Raw genomic sequence first — 17,038 nt, 5'->3', positions numbered from 1 at the left:
CAGATAACAGGCAAGATTGAGCAAAAAGGGTGCAAATCGCTCAACTGTTGATTTCAGAGCGCGTGAATAATGAGCGTTGCGATGGTCGCCCCTGCCCCCATTTGTTATGATTCACGCCTTGCTGTTTGTCTCAGGAGATGTTGTGAAGCCATTGGTCGAACACCCGCACGCTGCCGCCGGAGAGCAAAAATCCGTTAGCCCAGGTTCCAAAACCACAACGCGACGCTCGCGGGCGGTTGCTGCCAAACGTGGCGCTATCATGACCGCCGCACTGGAATTTTTTTCACTCTATGGCTTTCACGGCACCCGGCTGGAGCAGGTTGCAGAACGGGCTGACGTCTCGAAAACTAACCTCTTTTATTACTTCCCGACAAAAGAAGCGCTCTATATTGATGTGCTGAAAGGACTGCTGGATATCTGGCTGGCGCCGTTAAAGGCCTTACAGCCCGATCAGCATCCACTGGAAGCCATTAGAGAATATATTCGCCTGAAACTCTGTGTGTCCCGCGATCATCCGCAGGCTTCGCGACTTTTTTGCCTGGAGATGGTTCAGGGCGCGCCGTTGCTGAAACAGGAGCTGGGGGGCAGCCTGAAAACCCTGGTAGAAGAAAAATGCGATGTCATTCGGGGCTGGATTAAAGATGAGCGCATTGCCCCCGTCGATCCAATGCAGTTGATTTTTATGCTCTGGGCAACGACGCAGCATTACGCCGATTTTAGCGTGCAGGTTGAGGCAATCACCGGTAAAACGCTCAGCGATCCGGCGTTTTTCGACCAGACGGTAAAAAACCTTCAGCACATCATTACTGAAGGCATTCAGATGCGGGCTTAATCCGCCTGGCGGGGGCGTTTGTACCGACGCCTCAGGCGAAAGGTTGCCAGAAATTTTGCTGGACGCAGCGTCGGGTGACAGGCAGGGCCGCTCATCTCTGCTGAATGGCTAGCGAAGCCCGATCAAACGTTTCGTTTGAATTAGGTATTCATCAAACTCTGCACGCCTGTGTTACCCAGTACGCGGCGCAGGAAATCCTGCGTGCGCGCTTCCTGAGGCCGCAGCAGCACCTCATCCGCATGACCCTGCTCTATAATCTGTCCGCTGTGCAGGAAACACACGCGATCGGCAACCTCTCTTGCAAACTGCATCTCATGCGTTACCACGATCATGGTCATTCCCTGCTGGGCCAGGTTGCGCATAACCTGCAGCACTTCGCCGACCAGTTCTGGGTCCAGCGCGGATGTCGGCTCATCAAAAAGAATGGCTTTCGGCTGCAGGGCCAGCGTGCGGGCAATCGCTACGCGCTGCTGCTGACCACCGGAAAGCTGCGACGGCCAGGCGGAAACTTTGTCGCCCAGCCCTACTCTTTCCAGCAGCTCTTTGGCCATCTTTTCGGCTTTACTGCGTGTCTCGCCATTGACGTAAATCGGCCCCTCCATCACGTTTTCCAGCACGCTACGGTGAGGAAACAGATTAAAGCGTTGAAAAACCATACCGATCTGGCGACGCAGCGCGTTGATACGTTTGCTTTTACTGTCAACATGCTGATCAAGCACGCGGATGGTGCCGCTTTCATAGGTTTCCAGCCCGTTGATACAGCGCAGCACCGTCGATTTCCCGGAGCCTGAAGGCCCGACCAGGCACACCACTTCGCCCTCTTCGACGCGAAAACTCACCCCTTTCAGCACTTCAACTGCACCAAAGCGCTTATGGACATCAAAAATTTCAATCATCTCATGCTCCTTTTTTCTGGCGATTTTCAAGGTGCCTGGTAAAAGCCAGCAACGGCATGCATAACGTCAGGTAGAGCAACGCCACCAGCGTATACACAGTGGTGTTATCAAAGGTTGAAGCCGCCAGAAGCTGGCCCTGGCGGGTCATTTCGGTAACCGCGATCGTTGACGCCAGCGCTGAGTCTTTCAGCATCATGACCAGAGTATTGCTGTATGGCGGCAGCGCGACATGAAAAGCCTGAGGCAGAATGACGCGTCGCATCGCTTTAAAGAAGCTCATGCCCATAGAGCGCGCCGCCTCAAGCTGACCACGATCCACCGATTCAATACCGGAACGAAAAATCTCGGCCAGGAAGGTTGAAAAGCAAAACGCGATACCGATGACGCTGGCCTGAAAGGATGTCAGGGTAATACCGATATCGGGAAAAACGAAATAGATGTAGAACAGCACCACAATCATCGGCAGTGCACGAGTGATATTAATGATGACGCTGACGGGCCAGGAAATGATTTTAAAAGGACACATTTTTGCGGCAGCGAAGATCAACCCCAGCGGCGTACTGATGAACAAGGACAGTAGCGTGATATAAATCGTCATTTCAGCCCCTTGCAAAAGAAAGGGAAGGTAAACATGAATGCTGCTCCAGTCCATTATGCGCTCCCGCCGGTGTTGAGTGTCATGCTTCAAATTCATTTAAATGAATATGTTTATCAGTAAATACTGTCAAACTTTTCATCTGATGACGTCATAGCATTAACTTATTAATGTAATAAAGTGCATTGAAAGCCCACTGAATGGGGAAATTAAAGGGTTTTGTGTTAATTTGTGAGGCGCAACATTTTTAGAAAAGAAAAGATTGACAGGCAGGAATTTAATTTCATTATAGTGAAATTAATTGTTCACATGTCAATCAGGAGTAAGTGATGTCTCTTCGGTCGCACGTTACCATGGCTTTATTCTCTGTTGCCCTTGGCCTCACTTGCAGTGCACAGGCAGCGCCACTGACGGCAGGCTCTCCGCCTTCCAGCGCGCCTACCACGTTTCTGGATACTAAAACCGGTAAAATTGAAGGCTTCATGCCGGACGTGGCCGCGGAAGTGGCCAAACGTCAGAAGCTTGACATCAACTTTACCGCGGTGCCTTTCTCGACGCTGATTCAGTCTGTAATTGCGGGCAAAATCGACATGATTGTGGCCGGGATGACACCCACGCCAGAGCGCGAAAAACGTATTGCGTTCTCGCAGCCAGTCACTGCGTTTGGACCGGGGCTGGTCGTGCGTGATGACAATAAAAAAGTCTATCGCTCGCAGCAGGATCTGAAAGGCGACATCGTCGGCACCATGACGGGCACCGATTATACGCAGGCGCTGATTAAGAGCGGTATCGCGAAAGAGGTGAAAGTGTATGACAGTCCGGCAGATATGATGCGCGATCTGTCCCTGGGCCGTATCGCTGCGGGGATGAACGATTACCCGATAATGAAATATCAGGAAAAATCTGGCGCGTACAAAGGTATGCATGTGGTGGACGGTTACAAGCCTGAGCATATCGCACCTATGGCCTTTGGCGTGAAAAAAGGGAACGATAAGCTACTTGCCGATATTAATACTGCCCTGACGGCAATGAAGGCCGACGGCACATTGCAAAAAATCAAAGCGAAGTGGGGAATGCCTTAATCGCGTGTTGATGCACGGAGGCACGCAACCTTAAGGAACATGGTGATGAAAACAGCGTTAATGCACTCAGAGGATCTGAGTGCCGTCGAGATGACGATTGGCTTACGACTAAAGCAGATACGCAAGTCGCGCAATATGACCATCAAGGCACTGGCGGAACAGGCCAATGTGTCGGCGGGAGCCATCAGCCAGATTGAGCGCAATCTGGCTAACCCCACGGTACGGGTGCTTGAGCAACTTCGCGTGGTCCTGAATGTCCCACTGACCGCTTTTCTTGAACAAAATGAAGAGATGCGACCCGGTGCTGAACATTATGTCCGGCGCTGGCGTGAGCGGCCGCATTTTGAAGTTGGCAGGCAGGGCATAACCAAGGCGATGTTATCGCCTTCTGGCGAACATGATATTCAGTTTATGTATATCAGCATCCCTCCCCGCACGCGTTCGGAAGAAATGCTGACAGGCATTGGTGAAAAAGCAGGTGTAGTCATGGAAGGCCGTCTCACGCTGGAGGTGAACGGTGAGGCGACCTTCATCGAAGCGGGCGACAGTTTTCAGTTTAAAAGTCATCTTCCGCATAACATTTTTAACGACAGCGACACTGAAGCCCGCGTGTTGTGGATTATGCATATTCCGCCCCGACATCATATTTGAAACAAGGTTAACCCATGCGAATTAAGGTCGATAGCGTCAGTGACAGTTCCGTCTTCCCCACCTCTGTTGATGTTGTTGTGATAGGCGGTGGGATTGTGGGGACGTCAACGGCATATGAACTGGCGAAACAGGGGGTTTCTGTTGCGCTGTTTGAGAAAGGTGTGATTGCCGGTGAACAGTCAGGCCGAAACTGGGGCTGGGTTCGTCAACAGAACCGTGATTTGCATGAGTTACCAATGGCGATGCGAAGCCTGCAGCGCTGGGATGAGCTGAGTGGTGAAATCGGGATGGATTTGGGCTTCAGGCGCAGCGGTATCCTCTATGGCACGCTAAATGAAGCTGACCTGGCGCGCTGGGAAAAATGGGGACAGCAGGCAAAACAGATTGGCTTTACCAGCCAGTTGCTCTCCGCGCGTGAAGCACAGGAGCGCATTGGGGACAAAACTCCATGGCGAGGCGGTGTATGGTCACCGACAGATGGTCGTGCAGAACCGTCGCAGGCGGTACCGGCCATTGCGAAAGGCGCGCAAAAGCTGGGAGCCAGCATTTTTCAGCGTTGCGCGGTGCGCGCGCTGGATATCAGCGCGGGCCGTGTTTCTGGCGTCTGGACAGAACGCGGACTGGTTAAAGCCAGCCGGGTAATTTGCTGCGGCGGTGCGTGGAGTTCGCGTTTCTGCAGACAATATGGCGTAGAACTCCCTGCCGCCAATATTCTGGGTACGGTATTTAAAACAACCGCCGCTCCTGAGGTCGTCAAAGGCTGTCTGAGCACGCCTAATCTTTGCCTTCGCCGCCGTCTGGACGGCAGTTACACCGTTGCCGTTCCGGGCCTTGGCCAGATTGATTTAGCACCGCAGAACATCCGTTATGCTGCGAAGTTTTATCCCATGTTCCGCAGCAAGGTCGCTAAAAAACTGAAAATCCGCCTGAACGGTTCATTCTTTTCTGGTCCTGAAGCGTCTGGAAGCTGGTCGCCCGACAGGCCCTCGCCGTTTGAAAAGATCCGGGTGCTTGATCCCACGCCGGACAAGCGCATCATTCACGATGGCCTGGCCGAGTTGATTCGCGTCTTCCCCGAACTGGAGGGCATCAAAGTCGATTATGCCTGGGCCGGCTGGATTGATACCACCCCGGATTTGGTGCCGGTGATTGATCAGGTGAGCCAGCTCCCCGGCATGTTTATTGCCTCAGGCTTTAGTGGCCACGGTTTTGCCATCGGACCCGGTGCGGGACTGATGTGTGCACAGATGTTAACGAATAAGCCCGTTTATACGGACCTGACGCCCTACCGGCTCTCACGCTTCGAGAAAGGTAATGCGATTCGCCAACCGCAAATGATGTAACTGCGCTGATAACAGACAGGCCATGCGAACAGCGCATGGCCGTTATCGAATGCAGCCCGCTCAGGCATGTTTTTAGCGCTGTAGCGCCGCCTGATTTATCCGACGTGAAAACCCCTGCCCGGCCCTACTCAACCCGCACCTGAATATGGCCGCGGGATTTCGCACAACCCTCCAGACTCAGCGCGGCCTTTTCTGCGTGTCCGTTACTGTGAATCCCGCTTGTGATGCATAGAAAAGTAGCGATTATCAATGCTTTCGCGGAAAAAGCTATCGGGATCCACCGCGGCACAAAATCCCTGGTAAACCCGGGCAGGAACGGCCAGCCAGCGCCGGCAACTTCCGTTGCGATATTCAAGCTCGAGCACACCCGAAGTGGGATCGAATCCTGCGCTGCGAAATAAAGAAGAGTTAATATCGTGTCGTTTCATGAAAGATAGTCCGTATCGGTTAAGCCCAGGCCTGCATCATTGCCGCGCTGGCAGAGCGGCAATGTATCACAGACTTCCCCATTGTTGAGCAACCTTCAATGCGCTGACAAATAACAGTTATTGATGACACCGCGCGCTGACATGGCTTTTACCGGATCAAGCCCGTCTTCAGTAAAGGCTGGTCCTGCTAATATACACGAGCAATGTGGCAGTGATTTTTCACCAACCAGAACCACGGCTGACAGGCGTTGACAACGTCTGACAAGATCGTTGTGCTACCTTATCTGAAACCGTCCCCTCAATTTATCCTCACCAGGGGGATGTAAATAAATATTTCAAACGTAAGCGTTAACGATTTTTAAAATTCTTTTTTGTTGAGTGCGCAGTGCCGTAAAAATAAAAACTTTAGGGCTAAAAGAAAGATAAAAGGCAAATGCATCGATTAGGATTTAATGATTTTTTAATAAGAAATAATTTGAGTTAGCACCCTATTTCCTTCTGGTCACGCCAGGGGGGGTTTATTCACAGCAGGTTTCAGCTGCACGACCGTACTTGTCTCGTCAAAGTGCACAGGTTTAGCGACACCGCCAACACGACTGCAATTTAATTTCATGATTAGCAAAGGGTTAATTTGTCCATTTACGAATACACTCAATAAAAAGACCTGAAAAAAATGACAATCTGTTTTGCTGTTAACATTTTTTTACCAGCTTAACGAAAAATTGATGGTCATGAAATGACCATAAACCGATTTGCAACAACGCGCAAAATCAGAAAAATGCCTAATTAATGCGTTGTATCTTCATGTCTGGTGTCACTTCATCAGGACAAGAAAATGGCAAGCATAAGCTCACTTGGCGCTGGTACTAACCTCGACCTCAACACGTTATATGATAATTTACAGTCAGCTGAAGAAGCGCAGTTGACTCCAATTACCACACAGCAGGCGTCATACAATGCGCAACTGACAGCCTGGGGCGTGGTACAAAGTTCAATGTCAAAATTGCAGACAGCCGCTGCGGCTTTGCAAAACGCATCAAGCATAGCGACCACGAAGGTCACCAGTACGAATACGGCGTTTACCGCCACGCTTGCCAGCAATGCCGCTGCCGGAAACTATTCCGTTGAAGTGGATCAGTTGGCCGCATCACAGTCACTGCTCTCCAAATCAGCCAGTAGTGAAACAGCGCAGCTTGGCGACAGCAGCATGGCTTCCCGCACGATCACGATCAGCCAGCCTGGACAGAAATCCCCGCTGACCGTGACGTTAAACCAGAACCAGACAAGCCTGACTGCTATTCGTGACGCGATTAACCAGCAACAGGGCAGCGTAAACGCCAGCGTTATTATGGCGAACGACAATACCTATTATTTGTCCCTGACCGCACGTGACAGCGGGACGGCGAATGTAATGACCGTCAGTACCAACGACTCAACGTTGGCACAGTATGTCAATTACAGCAGTGGTGGCAGTAATAATGGTATGACAGAACAGGTTGCCGCTCAGGATGCGCAGATAAAAGTGAATGGTTTATCAATTACCCGCAGCAGCAACATTGTGACGGATGCACCGGAAGGTGTAACCCTGAATTTAAATAAAGTGAATACCGGCTCGCCGGAAACGTTATCCATCGCGTCAGATACATCGCCGATGTCGACAGCAATCCAGACATATGTGGATGCGTATAATTCGCTGCAAAAAACCATTGCCGATCAAACAAACTATACGCCTGTACAAGCCGGACAGGCGCAGAGTGCTGACAATGGCGATCTGCTCGGTGATAACACGTTAATGAATATTCAGACCAGCCTGCGCAGTCAGTTTTCTGATCCTCAGTCGGGTAATATTCAGGAGCTGTCTCAACTGGGCATTACACAGGATGATAAAGGTGACCTGACCGTGGACAGTACGAAACTGAATAATGCGCTGACGAATCAGCCCGCCGATGTTTTAGCGTTTCTAACCGGCGATGGAAAGACAACCGGCTTTGCGACAGAGGTGACGAATAATCTCAACCAAATGCTGGCGAGTAATGGTACCGTTTCGAACGCCACAACAGGGATTAATACGTCGTTGAAGCAGCTCTCAGATCAATACAATACTGTTAACGACCAAATCACCACGATTATGGCGCAGTATAAAACGGAATTTACCAATCTGAGTACGCTGGTTTCTTCTATGACGCAGACCGGTAACTATCTGGCTGCACAATTCGCAAAAATGTAATAGCCGCCTTATCTTATTACTCTGCAGACAGATATCTTGTAAAAGATATCTGTCTGGTCATTATCTTCCCTTCATCGTTCTGCTTTACTGTTTCTGAATAGCGGTAACGCTTTACCACTCTCTTTCAGATCTAATTCATACGTAATACAGGTTTAGATTAATTTCTCCCGTTTCTGTGAAACCAGCGGCAGTGATTGGGCCGTGCTACCCTGCCCACTTGCTTTGCAATGCAATACCACTCATCCTCTCTGACCACGTTGCGCCAGGACGTAAAACGATTTTCGCATAACTTTCATTATTTCAAAGTGTTACACGGAAGTAATGATATATCTTGGCGGGATTTTTTAGACAGGTTTAATACAGGTTTTCTTATCAATGCATAAACAGGAAGAAAATAAGGCAACCGCCTGGCATCAGGGACTTTTTCTGATATTTAATTATCCGTGCTATTTAACAGTAAATGCTGTAACAAAAAGTTTTTAAGGTTAAGGAATTAAGTAATTTGGTTGTATTTGATGTGTGGCAATAATTCTTTTTTACAAGGATACCGCAGGCGTTTCCTTTCGCTTAAAACGGCACTTCTGCTATTCACGAATTAATCTTATCTGGCGATTTTTAATTAAAGTTCTGTGGTTTCGTTTCGATAATAATAATGCGTAAATCATACGTTCTCCTTAGAAGGAATTTATCATGTCAGTGATTAACACTAACGTTCTGTCGCTCATCACTCAGAATAACCTGGATAAGTCTCAGTCTTCTCTGGGTACCGCTATTGAACGTCTGTCATCGGGCCTGCGTATTAACAGCGCAAAAGATGATGCCGCGGGTGAAGCGATTGCTAACCGTTTTACGTCAAACATCAACGGTCTGACCGTTGCTGCGCGTAACGCGAACGACGGTATTTCATTGTCTCAGACAGCGGAAGGTGCGCTGGATGAGATAAACAACAACCTGCAGCGCGTCCGCGATCTGACCGTTCAGGCGCAGAACAGCTCCAACTCTGCTTCGGATATCGATTCGATTCAGGCTGAAGTTAACCAGCGCATGCAGGAAATCGACCGCGATACCAAGCAGACCGATTTTAACGGACTCAAAGTACTGAACACCGGTTCAGGCAGCACCACCTACAACTTCCAGGTTGGTGCGCAGGATGGCCAAACGATCGGAATTACCATCAGTTCAAGTGACAGTTTTGACCTAGCCGCAGCAGGTAACGCCTCTTCTGGTAACGTGCAAAACACCAGTTCAACAACCGGTCAGACAGTGAATGGTACAGCCCGCAGCACCGCGGCTATCGGCTTTGACGTACTGAAAGGTGCCGTTACCGGTGGATCGGGCGGTACAGCATCTGGCAGCACACCGCTGGCAGATATTGATAAAGCGATTAAAGCCGTTGACAGTCAGCGTAGCCTGTTGGGTGCGTCTCAGAACCGTTTTGAGTCCACCATCAGCAACCTGAACAACACCGTCACCAACCTGACTGCTGCCCGCAGCCGTATTCAGGATGCGGACTACGCGACGGAAGTGTCGAATATGTCACGTGCTCAGATCCTCCAGCAGGCAGGTTCCTCGGTACTGGCGCAGGCCAACCAGGTGCCACAGACGATGCTGTCATTACTGCGTTAAGAGCCAATTCAGGAACCACGCCTGTTACAGGCGTGGTTCTTATCACTCAGCGGCGGTTTGTCAGCTCACCTTTCGAATGAAGTCGCTAAATGCCGCTAACTGCTTAGCCAGATGCTCTCTTGTACCCTGTTCAATCACCTCTCCGGCCTGCTCATCCACTTTATTCTGGATAACGCCCCCCATGAATTCCGGTTTGTTTAACACCATCGCATCCAGAAAAACCAAAATCTGCCGCAGATGATACTGACAGCGTGCGCCACCGATAGCACCCATTGAACTCGTTTGAATCGCCACGGGCTTACCGGCTAAAGGCTGATTGGGCACGCGAGACAACCAGTCGATGGCATTTTTCAGTCCGCCAGGAACGGAGTAGTTGTATTCAGGGGTCACGATAATGACGCCATCAGCCTGGCGGATCTGTTCAGCCAGCGCCGTGACGGTATCTGGAATGCCTGCTTCCTGCTGGATATCCGCATCATAAAGTGGAATATCCCGGATTGACGGCAGCGCTTCTACCACCACGCCCTGCGGTGCCAGTTGCGGTAGCGCATGCGCAATCATCGCGTTGTACGATCCTTTTCTCAGGCTGCCCAGTAAGGTAACCATTTTTAACGGCTTGTCTGACATTGTCGTTCCTCTTTTCGATGGCTAAGTGCGTTTTCACGCCACGTCTGGAATATACTATGGCGTTTCTGACGGATTAAAAGTGAGTGGTTATGCGGCAATTTTTGTTGGTTTTAACATCAATTTTGGTCGTGGGCTGTGCGCCGGATCATCGCACCCGGACATCAGGCCTCGCCAATCCGGCCTCACAGCATTGTCTGGCCGTTGGCGGAAAAAGCGATATTGTAAAAACGCCAACGGGTGAAGTGGGCTACTGTATCCTGCCTTCGGGTGAACATATCGAGGAATGGACCTTGTACCGCCGTGACGAATCGAAGGGGTAAGCTGTGGTGAATTCTGACCGCTCGGTTATCAGACTGGCGACCCTGCACGATCTGGCCGGAATTACAGCCCTGCTTCAGGCAAACTCGGCCGGACGCGGCGGCACACTGAATGGGGATTTTCCTGCCGATAAAGTTGAAGGGATGCTGCGTCGCGCCGGTGTCAGGACAGTGGTTGCCCAGCGCGATGAGGCGATTACCGGCGTATTATTTAGCGCCATTCCCACTCAGCACGAACCCGAGATGATTAACGCGATGCTTCATGCGTGGCCACCGGGGTGGCACTGTTGGCTCTACGGCCCGGTTTGTATCAGTGAGGCTGAACGGGGAAAGGGATTGCTAAAACGCCTTTATCACCACATGTGCCAGTATCATCAGGGCGCACCTGTGTTATTTATTCAGGCGCAAAACAGCCGTTCAATTCAGGCCCATCAACGCCTTGGCATGTACCCGGTGGCAAAGTTTGCTATGCAAGATGAAGATTTTTTTGTCTATAGCCATCAGGGTTAGCAACCTCAAAACCGCCGCGCATAGCACAAAAGGAAACCTGCTTCCGATGCAGATTCTACAATGAATCTAAGACATTAACGGGGGAGAACAGGATGACAAAGATCTGTGTCACATGCGGAACCGCCTACTCTCAGATGGAAACAACCCACTGCATAATTTGCGAAGATGAACGTCAGTACGTGCCGGCTTCAGGGCAACAATGGACATCCAGTGAAGCGTTCCATGCCGCGCACAGCAATAAATGGCAGCAACCTGAAACGGGATTGTTTAGCCTGCAGTCTGTGCCTGATTTTGCCATCGGCCAGCGCGCGTTTTTGATTAAAGGACAACAGGGCAACGTGCTGTGGGACTGCATACCTAACCTTGATGCCGCCACCGTCGATATCATTCGTGCGCTGGGCGGTATCGACGCAATTGCGATTTCACATCCCCACTATTACAGCAACATGCAAGACTGGGCAGCAATATTTGATGCGCCATTGTATATCCACGCCAGCGACAGCGAATGGATTGTGCGTGACAGCCCACATCTGCAGTTATGGGATGGCGATGTCCTGACTATGCTCCCTGACATAAGTTTGTTGCGGCTGGGTGGCCACTTCGCGGGCGGCACGGTACTGCACTGGGCAAAAAATGAAGGCATCCTGTTGTCTGGCGATATTATTCAGGTTGCGCCGGGGGCAAATGCTGTGTCCTTCATGTGGAGTTATCCCAACATGCTGCCTTTAACGGCAGACAACATCAGGACAATAACCGAGCGTCTGACCCCCTTTGCCTTTGATCGACTTTATAGTGCATTTGAAGGGCGCGATATTGCGTCTGACGCGAAACAGGTGGTGAACCGCTCAGCACAAAAATATATAGACTGCCTGCAGTAAGACAGAGCAGTGACGGACGGTTAAGCGGCCAACGCCATCACCCGCTTAACCCACGTTTTTCATTCGTCGATATACCTCAGACAGGCTTTATGACTCACCCTTACGGCGATGAGACAGCCTCATCACCTACGCTACGATCCCTGTTAGTGGCGCTATCAACGGATTCATCTGTTGACCGCACTCAGCAAAAACGACACCGTCGTTCCGGTCTGTAGCGGCACAGGAACGTCAGGGCGAGTTCAGTTGACTCACCCTTTCGCACTGGATCAGGGTGCCAGCGATGCACCACTGGTGGCGATAACCTCTTTATACCACCAGAAACTTTTCTTGCGGCTGCGCGCCAGCGTGCCGTTCCCATTGTCATCGCGGTCAACATAAATAAAACCATAGCGCTTGGACAGCTCGGCTCTGGAGGCGCTGACCAGATCGATGGGCCCCCAGCTGGTATAGCCCATCACCTCTACACCATCGTCAATCGCCTCGCGCACCTGTACTAAATGGTCATTAAGGTAGCTAATGCGGTAGTCATCCTGCACTACGCCGTCCGCGTCAGGTTTATCCTTCGCACCCAGGCCGTTTTCCACGATAAACAGGGGTTTCTGATAACGATCCCAGAGCACGTTGAGCAGCGTACGCAGACCGACAGGATCTATCTGCCAGCCCCATTCGGAGCTTGCCAGATGCGGGTTTGGCACCATGCTCAGGATGTTGCTCCGTGCCTGCTGATTTAACGCCTCATCGGTGGTGACACAGCCGGTCATATAGTAGCTGAACGAGATAAAGTCGACCGTTGATGTCAGCGCCTCGCGGTCGGCATCGGTGATGTCAATCTGAATACCGTTGTCACGGAAGAAGCGCAGCATATAGCCCGGGTAGGCACCGCGGCACTGCACGTCACCGAAGAACTGCCAGCTGCGGTTCTCCTGTAGCGCTTCCAGCACGTCTTCTGGCTTGCAGGTCAGCGGGTATACCAGGCCGCCCAACAGCATATTGCCGATTCTGGCATCAGGAATAATGTCATGACAGGCTTTTACCGCCAGCGCGCTGGCGACCAGTTGATGATGGATTGCCTGGTACACTTCGCCTTTATTGCTGGTTTCCGGCAGACCAACGCCAGTCAGCGGCGCGTGCAAGGACATGTTGATCTCGTTGAAAGTCAGCCACAGCTTCACCTTCTCTTTGTAGCGCGCAAACACAGTGCGGGCGTAGCGTTCAAAAAAACCGATAGTCTGACGACTTCCCCAGCCGCCGTACTGCTTTACCAGCGCCCATGGCATTTCATAATGTGACAGCGTGACAAGCGGCTTGATACCGTGCGCGGTCAGTTCGTCAAACAGCCTGTCGTAAAAAGCCAGCCCTGCCTCGTTTGGCTGCTGATCATCACCGTTCGGGAAAATACGCGTCCAGGCAATCGAGACACGAAGGCATTTAAAACCCATTTCAGCAAAGAGTTTGATGTCTTCCGGATAGCGGTGATAGAAGTCGATAGCCACATCCTTGATACTGCTGTCTCCCGCGACGCGCTCTACCACCGGACCAAAAACCCCCTGTGGCTGAACGTCAGAAGTTGACAGCCCTTTTCCATCGTCCAGATAAGCGCCCTCTGTTTGGTTGGCGGCTAACGCCCCACCCCATAAAAAATCATCCGGGAAAGTCTTCATTATGTTCTCCTGTTATTGATGGCTTACGCAGATTAGCGGTACACCGGCATTGGCGAATGTTGCCGCCACGGTCGCTACCTCGCGGTATTCGTCGCTGTTGCTGATAATAATCGGGGTCGTCAGGTCGTAACCGGCATCGATAATTGCCTGACGATCAAACTCCAGCAGCAGATCGCCCGGCTGCACGCTGTCACCTACCTTCACGTGAGCGGTAAAGGGGATGCCATTGAGCTTCACGGTGTCGATGCCCACGTGGATCAATACTTCAATGCCGCTGTCGCTGAGCAGGCCAATGGCATGTTTGGTCTGAAAAAGCGAGGCAACAACGCCGGTGAAAGGGGCAACGACGTTGTTATCAGAGGGAATGATAGCGGCACCGCTGCCCAGCAGGCCGCTAGCGAAGGTGGTATCCGGCACCTGGTCGAGTGCCAGAACGGTGCCGGTCATCGGCGATAACACCGTGTTTTTGCCTGCTAATGTGCGCCCGTTAGGCGTTGCGCGCGCTGGCATCCCGGCGACCAACGTCAGACCGCAACTCAGGACCAGTGCCACCATTGTGCCGAAAAGGCCGCCCCACAGCGTGGCATCCACGCCGCCCGGCGGTATCATCTGGGCGAGGGTAAAAATATTGGCAAAGCCAAACGAATAAACTTGGGTATCGCTGAAGCCAACAATAGCTCCACCGACAGCTCCCGCCACGCAGCCAAAGATAAAGGGGCGGCGCAGCGGCAGATTGACACCATAGACCGCGGGTTCGGTAATGCCGAAGATCCCTGCCGTCACGGACGATCCGGCCAGCATTTTTTGACGCGCATCGCGGGTGCGCAGGAAGACCCCTAACGCCGCACCCACCTGACCGAAGACCGCAGGCAGCAGCATCGGCAACATAGAATCGTGGCCCAGCACCGCCACGTTGTTGATCATCAACGGTACCAGCCCCCAGTGCAGACCAAAGATGACGCAGACCTGCCAGAGCGCGCCCATTGCCGCGCCCGCCAGCCACGGTGCCAGTGCATAGATCCACTGATAACCGTTTGCCAGCATATGGCTGAGCCAGGTTGCCAGTGGGCCAATCACCAGGAAAGTCAGGGGGACCGTCACGCCCAGGCAAATGAGCGGCGCGAAGAAATTTTTCATCGAGGATGGCAGCAGCTTCGTACTCTGTCTTTCCAGCCAGCAGCTTACCCACGCGGCAAGAATAATCGGGATTACGGACGAGCTGTAGTTAAACCAGGTCACCGGAATGCCGAGAAACGCCTCGGTCACCGAATCCGGCTGCTGGCTGGCGTTGAATGCAGCGATCATGATCGGATGGGTCAGCGCGCCGCCAATGACCATGGTGATAAAAGGATTACCGCCGAACTTTTTCCCAGCGGTGTAGCCCAGCACTAATGGAAAAAAGAAGAACAGCGCGTCGCTGGCGACGAACCATATTTTATAGGTGCCGCTTTCCGTGGTGAGCCAACCGCAGACCACTGCCAGCGCCAGCAACCCTTTGAGGATACCAGAGGCCGCCAGGACGCCGATAAATGGCGTAAAAATTCCGGAGACAATGTCGATTAGGCGGCCAGATAAGGAGCCCTTGTCGCCCTTTTCCTCCACGACAGGCGCGTCATCAGTCAGCCCGGCCTCGTTGCGCACAGCCTGCCAGACGTCATGGACATGGTTCCCAATGACGACCTGGAATTGGCCGCCGCTTTCTACCACCATAATCACATCCGGGTTGTTCTTCAGCCCCTCGGCATCTGCTTTCTGCTTGTCTCTCAGTTTAAAACGAAGCCGGGTTGCGCAATGCACAAGGCTGACGATGTTCTCTTTTCCGCCAGCGTGGCTGAGAATATCATTCGCTAAAGCCTGGTATTCCATCTCGTTTTCCTTACATCCGGTGCCTGTAGCCACCTGTTGAATTAAAAAAAAACCTGAGGGCGTCCTTCGTCAGAAGTACGCACTCAGGTTTTGCCTGCGTGATGCAGTAACAATCCTGAATTCAGTCGCCAAAAACCTTATCATCTGTAAGGTTTTCAGGAAGCATGTATTGGCTACGTATGTGATTCAGGTGGCAGTTTTGTCGGAAGAAACAGCCGTGCGCCGAGCAGAATGAGTGCATTACCTGCGCGTATCAAAAGGGGATTTCCGGCAGAACAGCCAGGAAGTGAAAACAGCATCGCCCGCCTGACAGGACGGGCGTGATGTTGCAATGCAGATATAATGAGAAGTCGTTCGTTATTTAACGCGTGTACGCTGGCGGCACGTTACCGCTTTAGTTTTATTTGCTCAAGTCCCTGTAAAACGTTATTAATATCATCCCCACTCAGATGTTGCACATCCAGTTGGTGATGAAGAGAGGTTAAATCGCCTTTCGAAAAACTGCCCTGCGACAGTTGCTGATGAATCGCTTGCAGAATTTGTTCATCTAACTGATTGATTTGCTTTCTCAACTCAGCCAGATCTTTAGCCGGTGGGACCGACTGAGGTTTGGCCAGCCAGTCCGCCATGTAGCGATACTGAATCGCTTTGCTGGCATCCATCAACGCCTGAAAGAAGACGGTAACAGATTGGGGATCCAGCCCGGCCTGAGCCGATTTTTCCTGCGCTTCTGCCAGCACATCCTTTTCCCTGGTCAGATCTTCAACCGGCTTGTTATGCACTTTTTTGAACGCTGCGACGTCTTTCATCAGCAGCATTCTTTCATGCAGTGCGCGTGAGAGCAGAGAGACAGGTTGAGATGCTGCAGGCGCAGCAGCAGCGGAGCCGCTAAAAATAAGGGCGGCCAGCAGAAAGGTCATATATTGCATGTTTGGTTAGCCTGTTTCCAAATAGTTGAAAAAGATTAATCATATTAAACGCACCTCTCAATAATGAAGTGTCTGTGAAAATTTAGTTAATCTCTGTAATTAACTAATTCAAATTATGAATACAACAGGAAGCGAATGCTTTTTATCATTAGCAAACGTAACCTTTCATTTCCACCAACAGAACCATGCCACTTCAATGTTAATATTGGGTTAACAAGACGATGGCGCATTCAGTATGAAATCAATGACACAACAAATTAACGCATTGAATTTTATTATAAAAAATATAAATACGGAAAAAGGAAATATAAAAAATTCTTTTTCCCCTCCCTGCAATGTAAAAAAACGTCAGCTAAAATCCGCTTCTGATTATTCGCAAACTAATTATTCTGGGTTTTACTATTAACATCGAAATCTTAATTTTTCTTTAAAAAACAGTATAAATTGTTTGATTAAACATTTGTTAGCATTTATTTCAAAATGTCTTTAAAGTTTTCAACATGATAGTCGATAAGCTTTATTAAGCAGTATGGGTCTATTGCCTGCTGCGAATAATTTCCTTTACCGGCT

At 51.0% G+C, this 17,038-nt stretch carries 16 protein-coding genes; 9 read left to right on the top strand and 7 right to left on the bottom strand.

Annotation, left to right across the window (positions count from 1 at the left end):
• Window positions 1-151: 151 nt before the first annotated feature.
• Entirely contained in the window at window positions 152-832 is a 681-nt protein-coding gene (gene rutR, locus RAC90_RS20235; protein WP_375124724.1) for an HTH-type transcriptional regulator RutR, read from the top strand.
• Window positions 833-972: 140 nt separating this feature from the next.
• Here the strand turns inward: rutR and RAC90_RS20230 are convergent, their stop codons facing one another.
• On the bottom strand, window positions 973-1,728 hold the full coding sequence (locus RAC90_RS20230) for an amino acid ABC transporter ATP-binding protein (RefSeq protein WP_058708909.1): 756 nt from the start codon (window positions 1,726-1,728) through the stop codon (window positions 973-975).
• 1 nt (window position 1,729) lies between these two features.
• Window positions 1,730-2,380, bottom strand: a complete 651-nt coding sequence (locus tag RAC90_RS20225) for an amino acid ABC transporter permease (protein ID WP_058702555.1) — start codon at window positions 2,378-2,380, stop codon at window positions 1,730-1,732.
• 272 nt (window positions 2,381-2,652) lie between these two features.
• Between RAC90_RS20225 and RAC90_RS20220 the strand changes: the two genes are divergently transcribed.
• From RAC90_RS20220 to RAC90_RS20210, 3 genes are read left to right on the top strand one after another with little or no spacing between them, the layout of a single operon-like run.
• Window positions 2,653-3,405 (top strand): transporter substrate-binding domain-containing protein, encoded by a 753-nt coding sequence (locus RAC90_RS20220; RefSeq protein WP_375124718.1) that lies wholly within the window; start codon window positions 2,653-2,655, stop codon window positions 3,403-3,405.
• 45 nt (window positions 3,406-3,450) lie between these two features.
• A complete protein-coding gene (locus RAC90_RS20215; RefSeq protein ID WP_006121924.1) occupies window positions 3,451-4,056 on the top strand; it encodes a cupin domain-containing protein in 606 nt (201 codons plus the stop codon).
• Window positions 4,057-4,070: 14 nt separating this feature from the next.
• Entirely contained in the window at window positions 4,071-5,399 is a 1,329-nt protein-coding gene (locus RAC90_RS20210) for an FAD-binding oxidoreductase (protein ID WP_033742493.1), read from the top strand.
• Between the two features lie 203 nt (window positions 5,400-5,602).
• Here RAC90_RS20210 and RAC90_RS20205 read toward each other — a convergent pair whose 3' ends face one another.
• Window positions 5,603-5,827: a KTSC domain-containing protein gene (locus RAC90_RS20205; protein WP_006121926.1), complete on the bottom strand. Its 225-nt coding sequence runs from the start codon at window positions 5,825-5,827 to the stop codon at window positions 5,603-5,605.
• An 835-nt stretch (window positions 5,828-6,662) separates the two neighbouring features.
• Here RAC90_RS20205 and fliD point away from each other — a divergent pair.
• Window positions 6,663-8,054, top strand: a complete 1,392-nt coding sequence (gene fliD, locus RAC90_RS20200) for a flagellar filament capping protein FliD (protein ID WP_324030723.1) — start codon at window positions 6,663-6,665, stop codon at window positions 8,052-8,054.
• Window positions 8,055-8,744: 690 nt separating this feature from the next.
• The gene (locus tag RAC90_RS20195; protein WP_006121927.1) at window positions 8,745-9,680 is read left to right on the top strand and encodes a flagellin; all 936 of its coding nucleotides are present in this window, start codon (window positions 8,745-8,747) and stop codon (window positions 9,678-9,680) included.
• A 60-nt stretch (window positions 9,681-9,740) separates the two neighbouring features.
• On the opposite strand, the gene RAC90_RS20190 is transcribed toward RAC90_RS20195, so the two are convergent.
• Entirely contained in the window at window positions 9,741-10,307 is a 567-nt protein-coding gene (locus RAC90_RS20190) for an NADPH-dependent FMN reductase (protein ID WP_033742489.1), read from the bottom strand.
• A gap of 101 nt (window positions 10,308-10,408) precedes the next feature.
• Here RAC90_RS20190 and RAC90_RS20185 point away from each other — a divergent pair, with 101 nt between their 5' ends.
• The 3 genes from RAC90_RS20185 to RAC90_RS20175 all read left to right on the top strand — a co-directional run bounded on the left by RAC90_RS20185 (window position 10,409) and on the right by RAC90_RS20175 (window position 12,012).
• Complete coding sequence (locus RAC90_RS20185; protein WP_226374665.1) at window positions 10,409-10,627, top strand: DUF333 domain-containing protein; 219 nt, start codon at window positions 10,409-10,411, stop codon at window positions 10,625-10,627.
• Window positions 10,628-10,630: 3 nt separating this feature from the next.
• On the top strand, window positions 10,631-11,134 hold the full coding sequence (locus RAC90_RS20180) for a GNAT family N-acetyltransferase (RefSeq protein ID WP_058702553.1): 504 nt from the start codon (window positions 10,631-10,633) through the stop codon (window positions 11,132-11,134).
• 92 nt (window positions 11,135-11,226) lie between these two features.
• On the top strand, window positions 11,227-12,012 hold the full coding sequence (locus RAC90_RS20175; RefSeq protein ID WP_375124717.1) for an MBL fold metallo-hydrolase: 786 nt from the start codon (window positions 11,227-11,229) through the stop codon (window positions 12,010-12,012).
• 266 nt (window positions 12,013-12,278) lie between these two features.
• On the opposite strand, the gene RAC90_RS20170 is transcribed toward RAC90_RS20175, so the two are convergent.
• The 3 genes from RAC90_RS20170 to RAC90_RS20160 all read right to left on the bottom strand — a co-directional run bounded on the left by RAC90_RS20170 (window position 12,279) and on the right by RAC90_RS20160 (window position 16,468).
• On the bottom strand, window positions 12,279-13,673 hold the full coding sequence (locus RAC90_RS20170; protein WP_058702551.1) for a glycoside hydrolase family 1 protein: 1,395 nt from the start codon (window positions 13,671-13,673) through the stop codon (window positions 12,279-12,281).
• Window positions 13,674-13,685: 12 nt separating this feature from the next.
• Entirely contained in the window at window positions 13,686-15,539 is a 1,854-nt protein-coding gene (gene bglF, locus RAC90_RS20165) for a PTS beta-glucoside transporter subunit IIABC (RefSeq protein WP_058702550.1), read from the bottom strand.
• Between the two features lie 386 nt (window positions 15,540-15,925).
• A complete protein-coding gene (locus tag RAC90_RS20160; RefSeq protein ID WP_058702549.1) occupies window positions 15,926-16,468 on the bottom strand; it encodes a chorismate mutase in 543 nt (180 codons plus the stop codon).
• Window positions 16,469-17,038: the final 570 nt, after the last annotated feature.

It is taken from the genome of Pantoea sp. CS_6 (assembly GCF_041954745.1).
Lineage (GTDB): Bacteria > Pseudomonadota > Gammaproteobacteria > Enterobacterales > Enterobacteriaceae > Pantoea > Pantoea stewartii.
Note: the sequence above shows the minus strand (reverse complement) of the source record. Positions and strands in the feature narration are given on the sequence as shown.

Bases quoted from the DNA above. Each gene is read 5' to 3' on its own strand.
- RAC90_RS20170 (WP_058702551.1), bottom strand. From the start codon at position 13,673: ATGAAGACTTTCCCGGATGATTTTTTATGGGGTGGGGCGTTAGCCGCC.
- RAC90_RS20175 (WP_375124717.1), top strand. From the start codon at position 11,227: ATGACAAAGATCTGTGTCACATGCGGAACCGCCTACTCTCAGATGGAA.
- RAC90_RS20215 (WP_006121924.1), top strand. From the start codon at position 3,451: ATGAAAACAGCGTTAATGCACTCAGAGGATCTGAGTGCCGTCGAGATG.
- RAC90_RS20205 (WP_006121926.1), bottom strand. From the start codon at position 5,827: ATGAAACGACACGATATTAACTCTTCTTTATTTCGCAGCGCAGGATTC.
- RAC90_RS20190 (WP_033742489.1), bottom strand. From the start codon at position 10,307: ATGTCAGACAAGCCGTTAAAAATGGTTACCTTACTGGGCAGCCTGAGA.
- RAC90_RS20195 (WP_006121927.1), top strand. From the start codon at position 8,745: ATGTCAGTGATTAACACTAACGTTCTGTCGCTCATCACTCAGAATAAC.
- RAC90_RS20210 (WP_033742493.1), top strand. From the start codon at position 4,071: ATGCGAATTAAGGTCGATAGCGTCAGTGACAGTTCCGTCTTCCCCACC.
- bglF (WP_058702550.1), bottom strand. From the start codon at position 15,539: ATGGAATACCAGGCTTTAGCGAATGATATTCTCAGCCACGCTGGCGGA.
- RAC90_RS20220 (WP_375124718.1), top strand. From the start codon at position 2,653: ATGTCTCTTCGGTCGCACGTTACCATGGCTTTATTCTCTGTTGCCCTT.
- RAC90_RS20225 (WP_058702555.1), bottom strand. From the start codon at position 2,380: ATGGACTGGAGCAGCATTCATGTTTACCTTCCCTTTCTTTTGCAAGGG.
- fliD (WP_324030723.1), top strand. From the start codon at position 6,663: ATGGCAAGCATAAGCTCACTTGGCGCTGGTACTAACCTCGACCTCAAC.
- RAC90_RS20230 (WP_058708909.1), bottom strand. From the start codon at position 1,728: ATGATTGAAATTTTTGATGTCCATAAGCGCTTTGGTGCAGTTGAAGTG.
- RAC90_RS20160 (WP_058702549.1), bottom strand. From the start codon at position 16,468: ATGCAATATATGACCTTTCTGCTGGCCGCCCTTATTTTTAGCGGCTCC.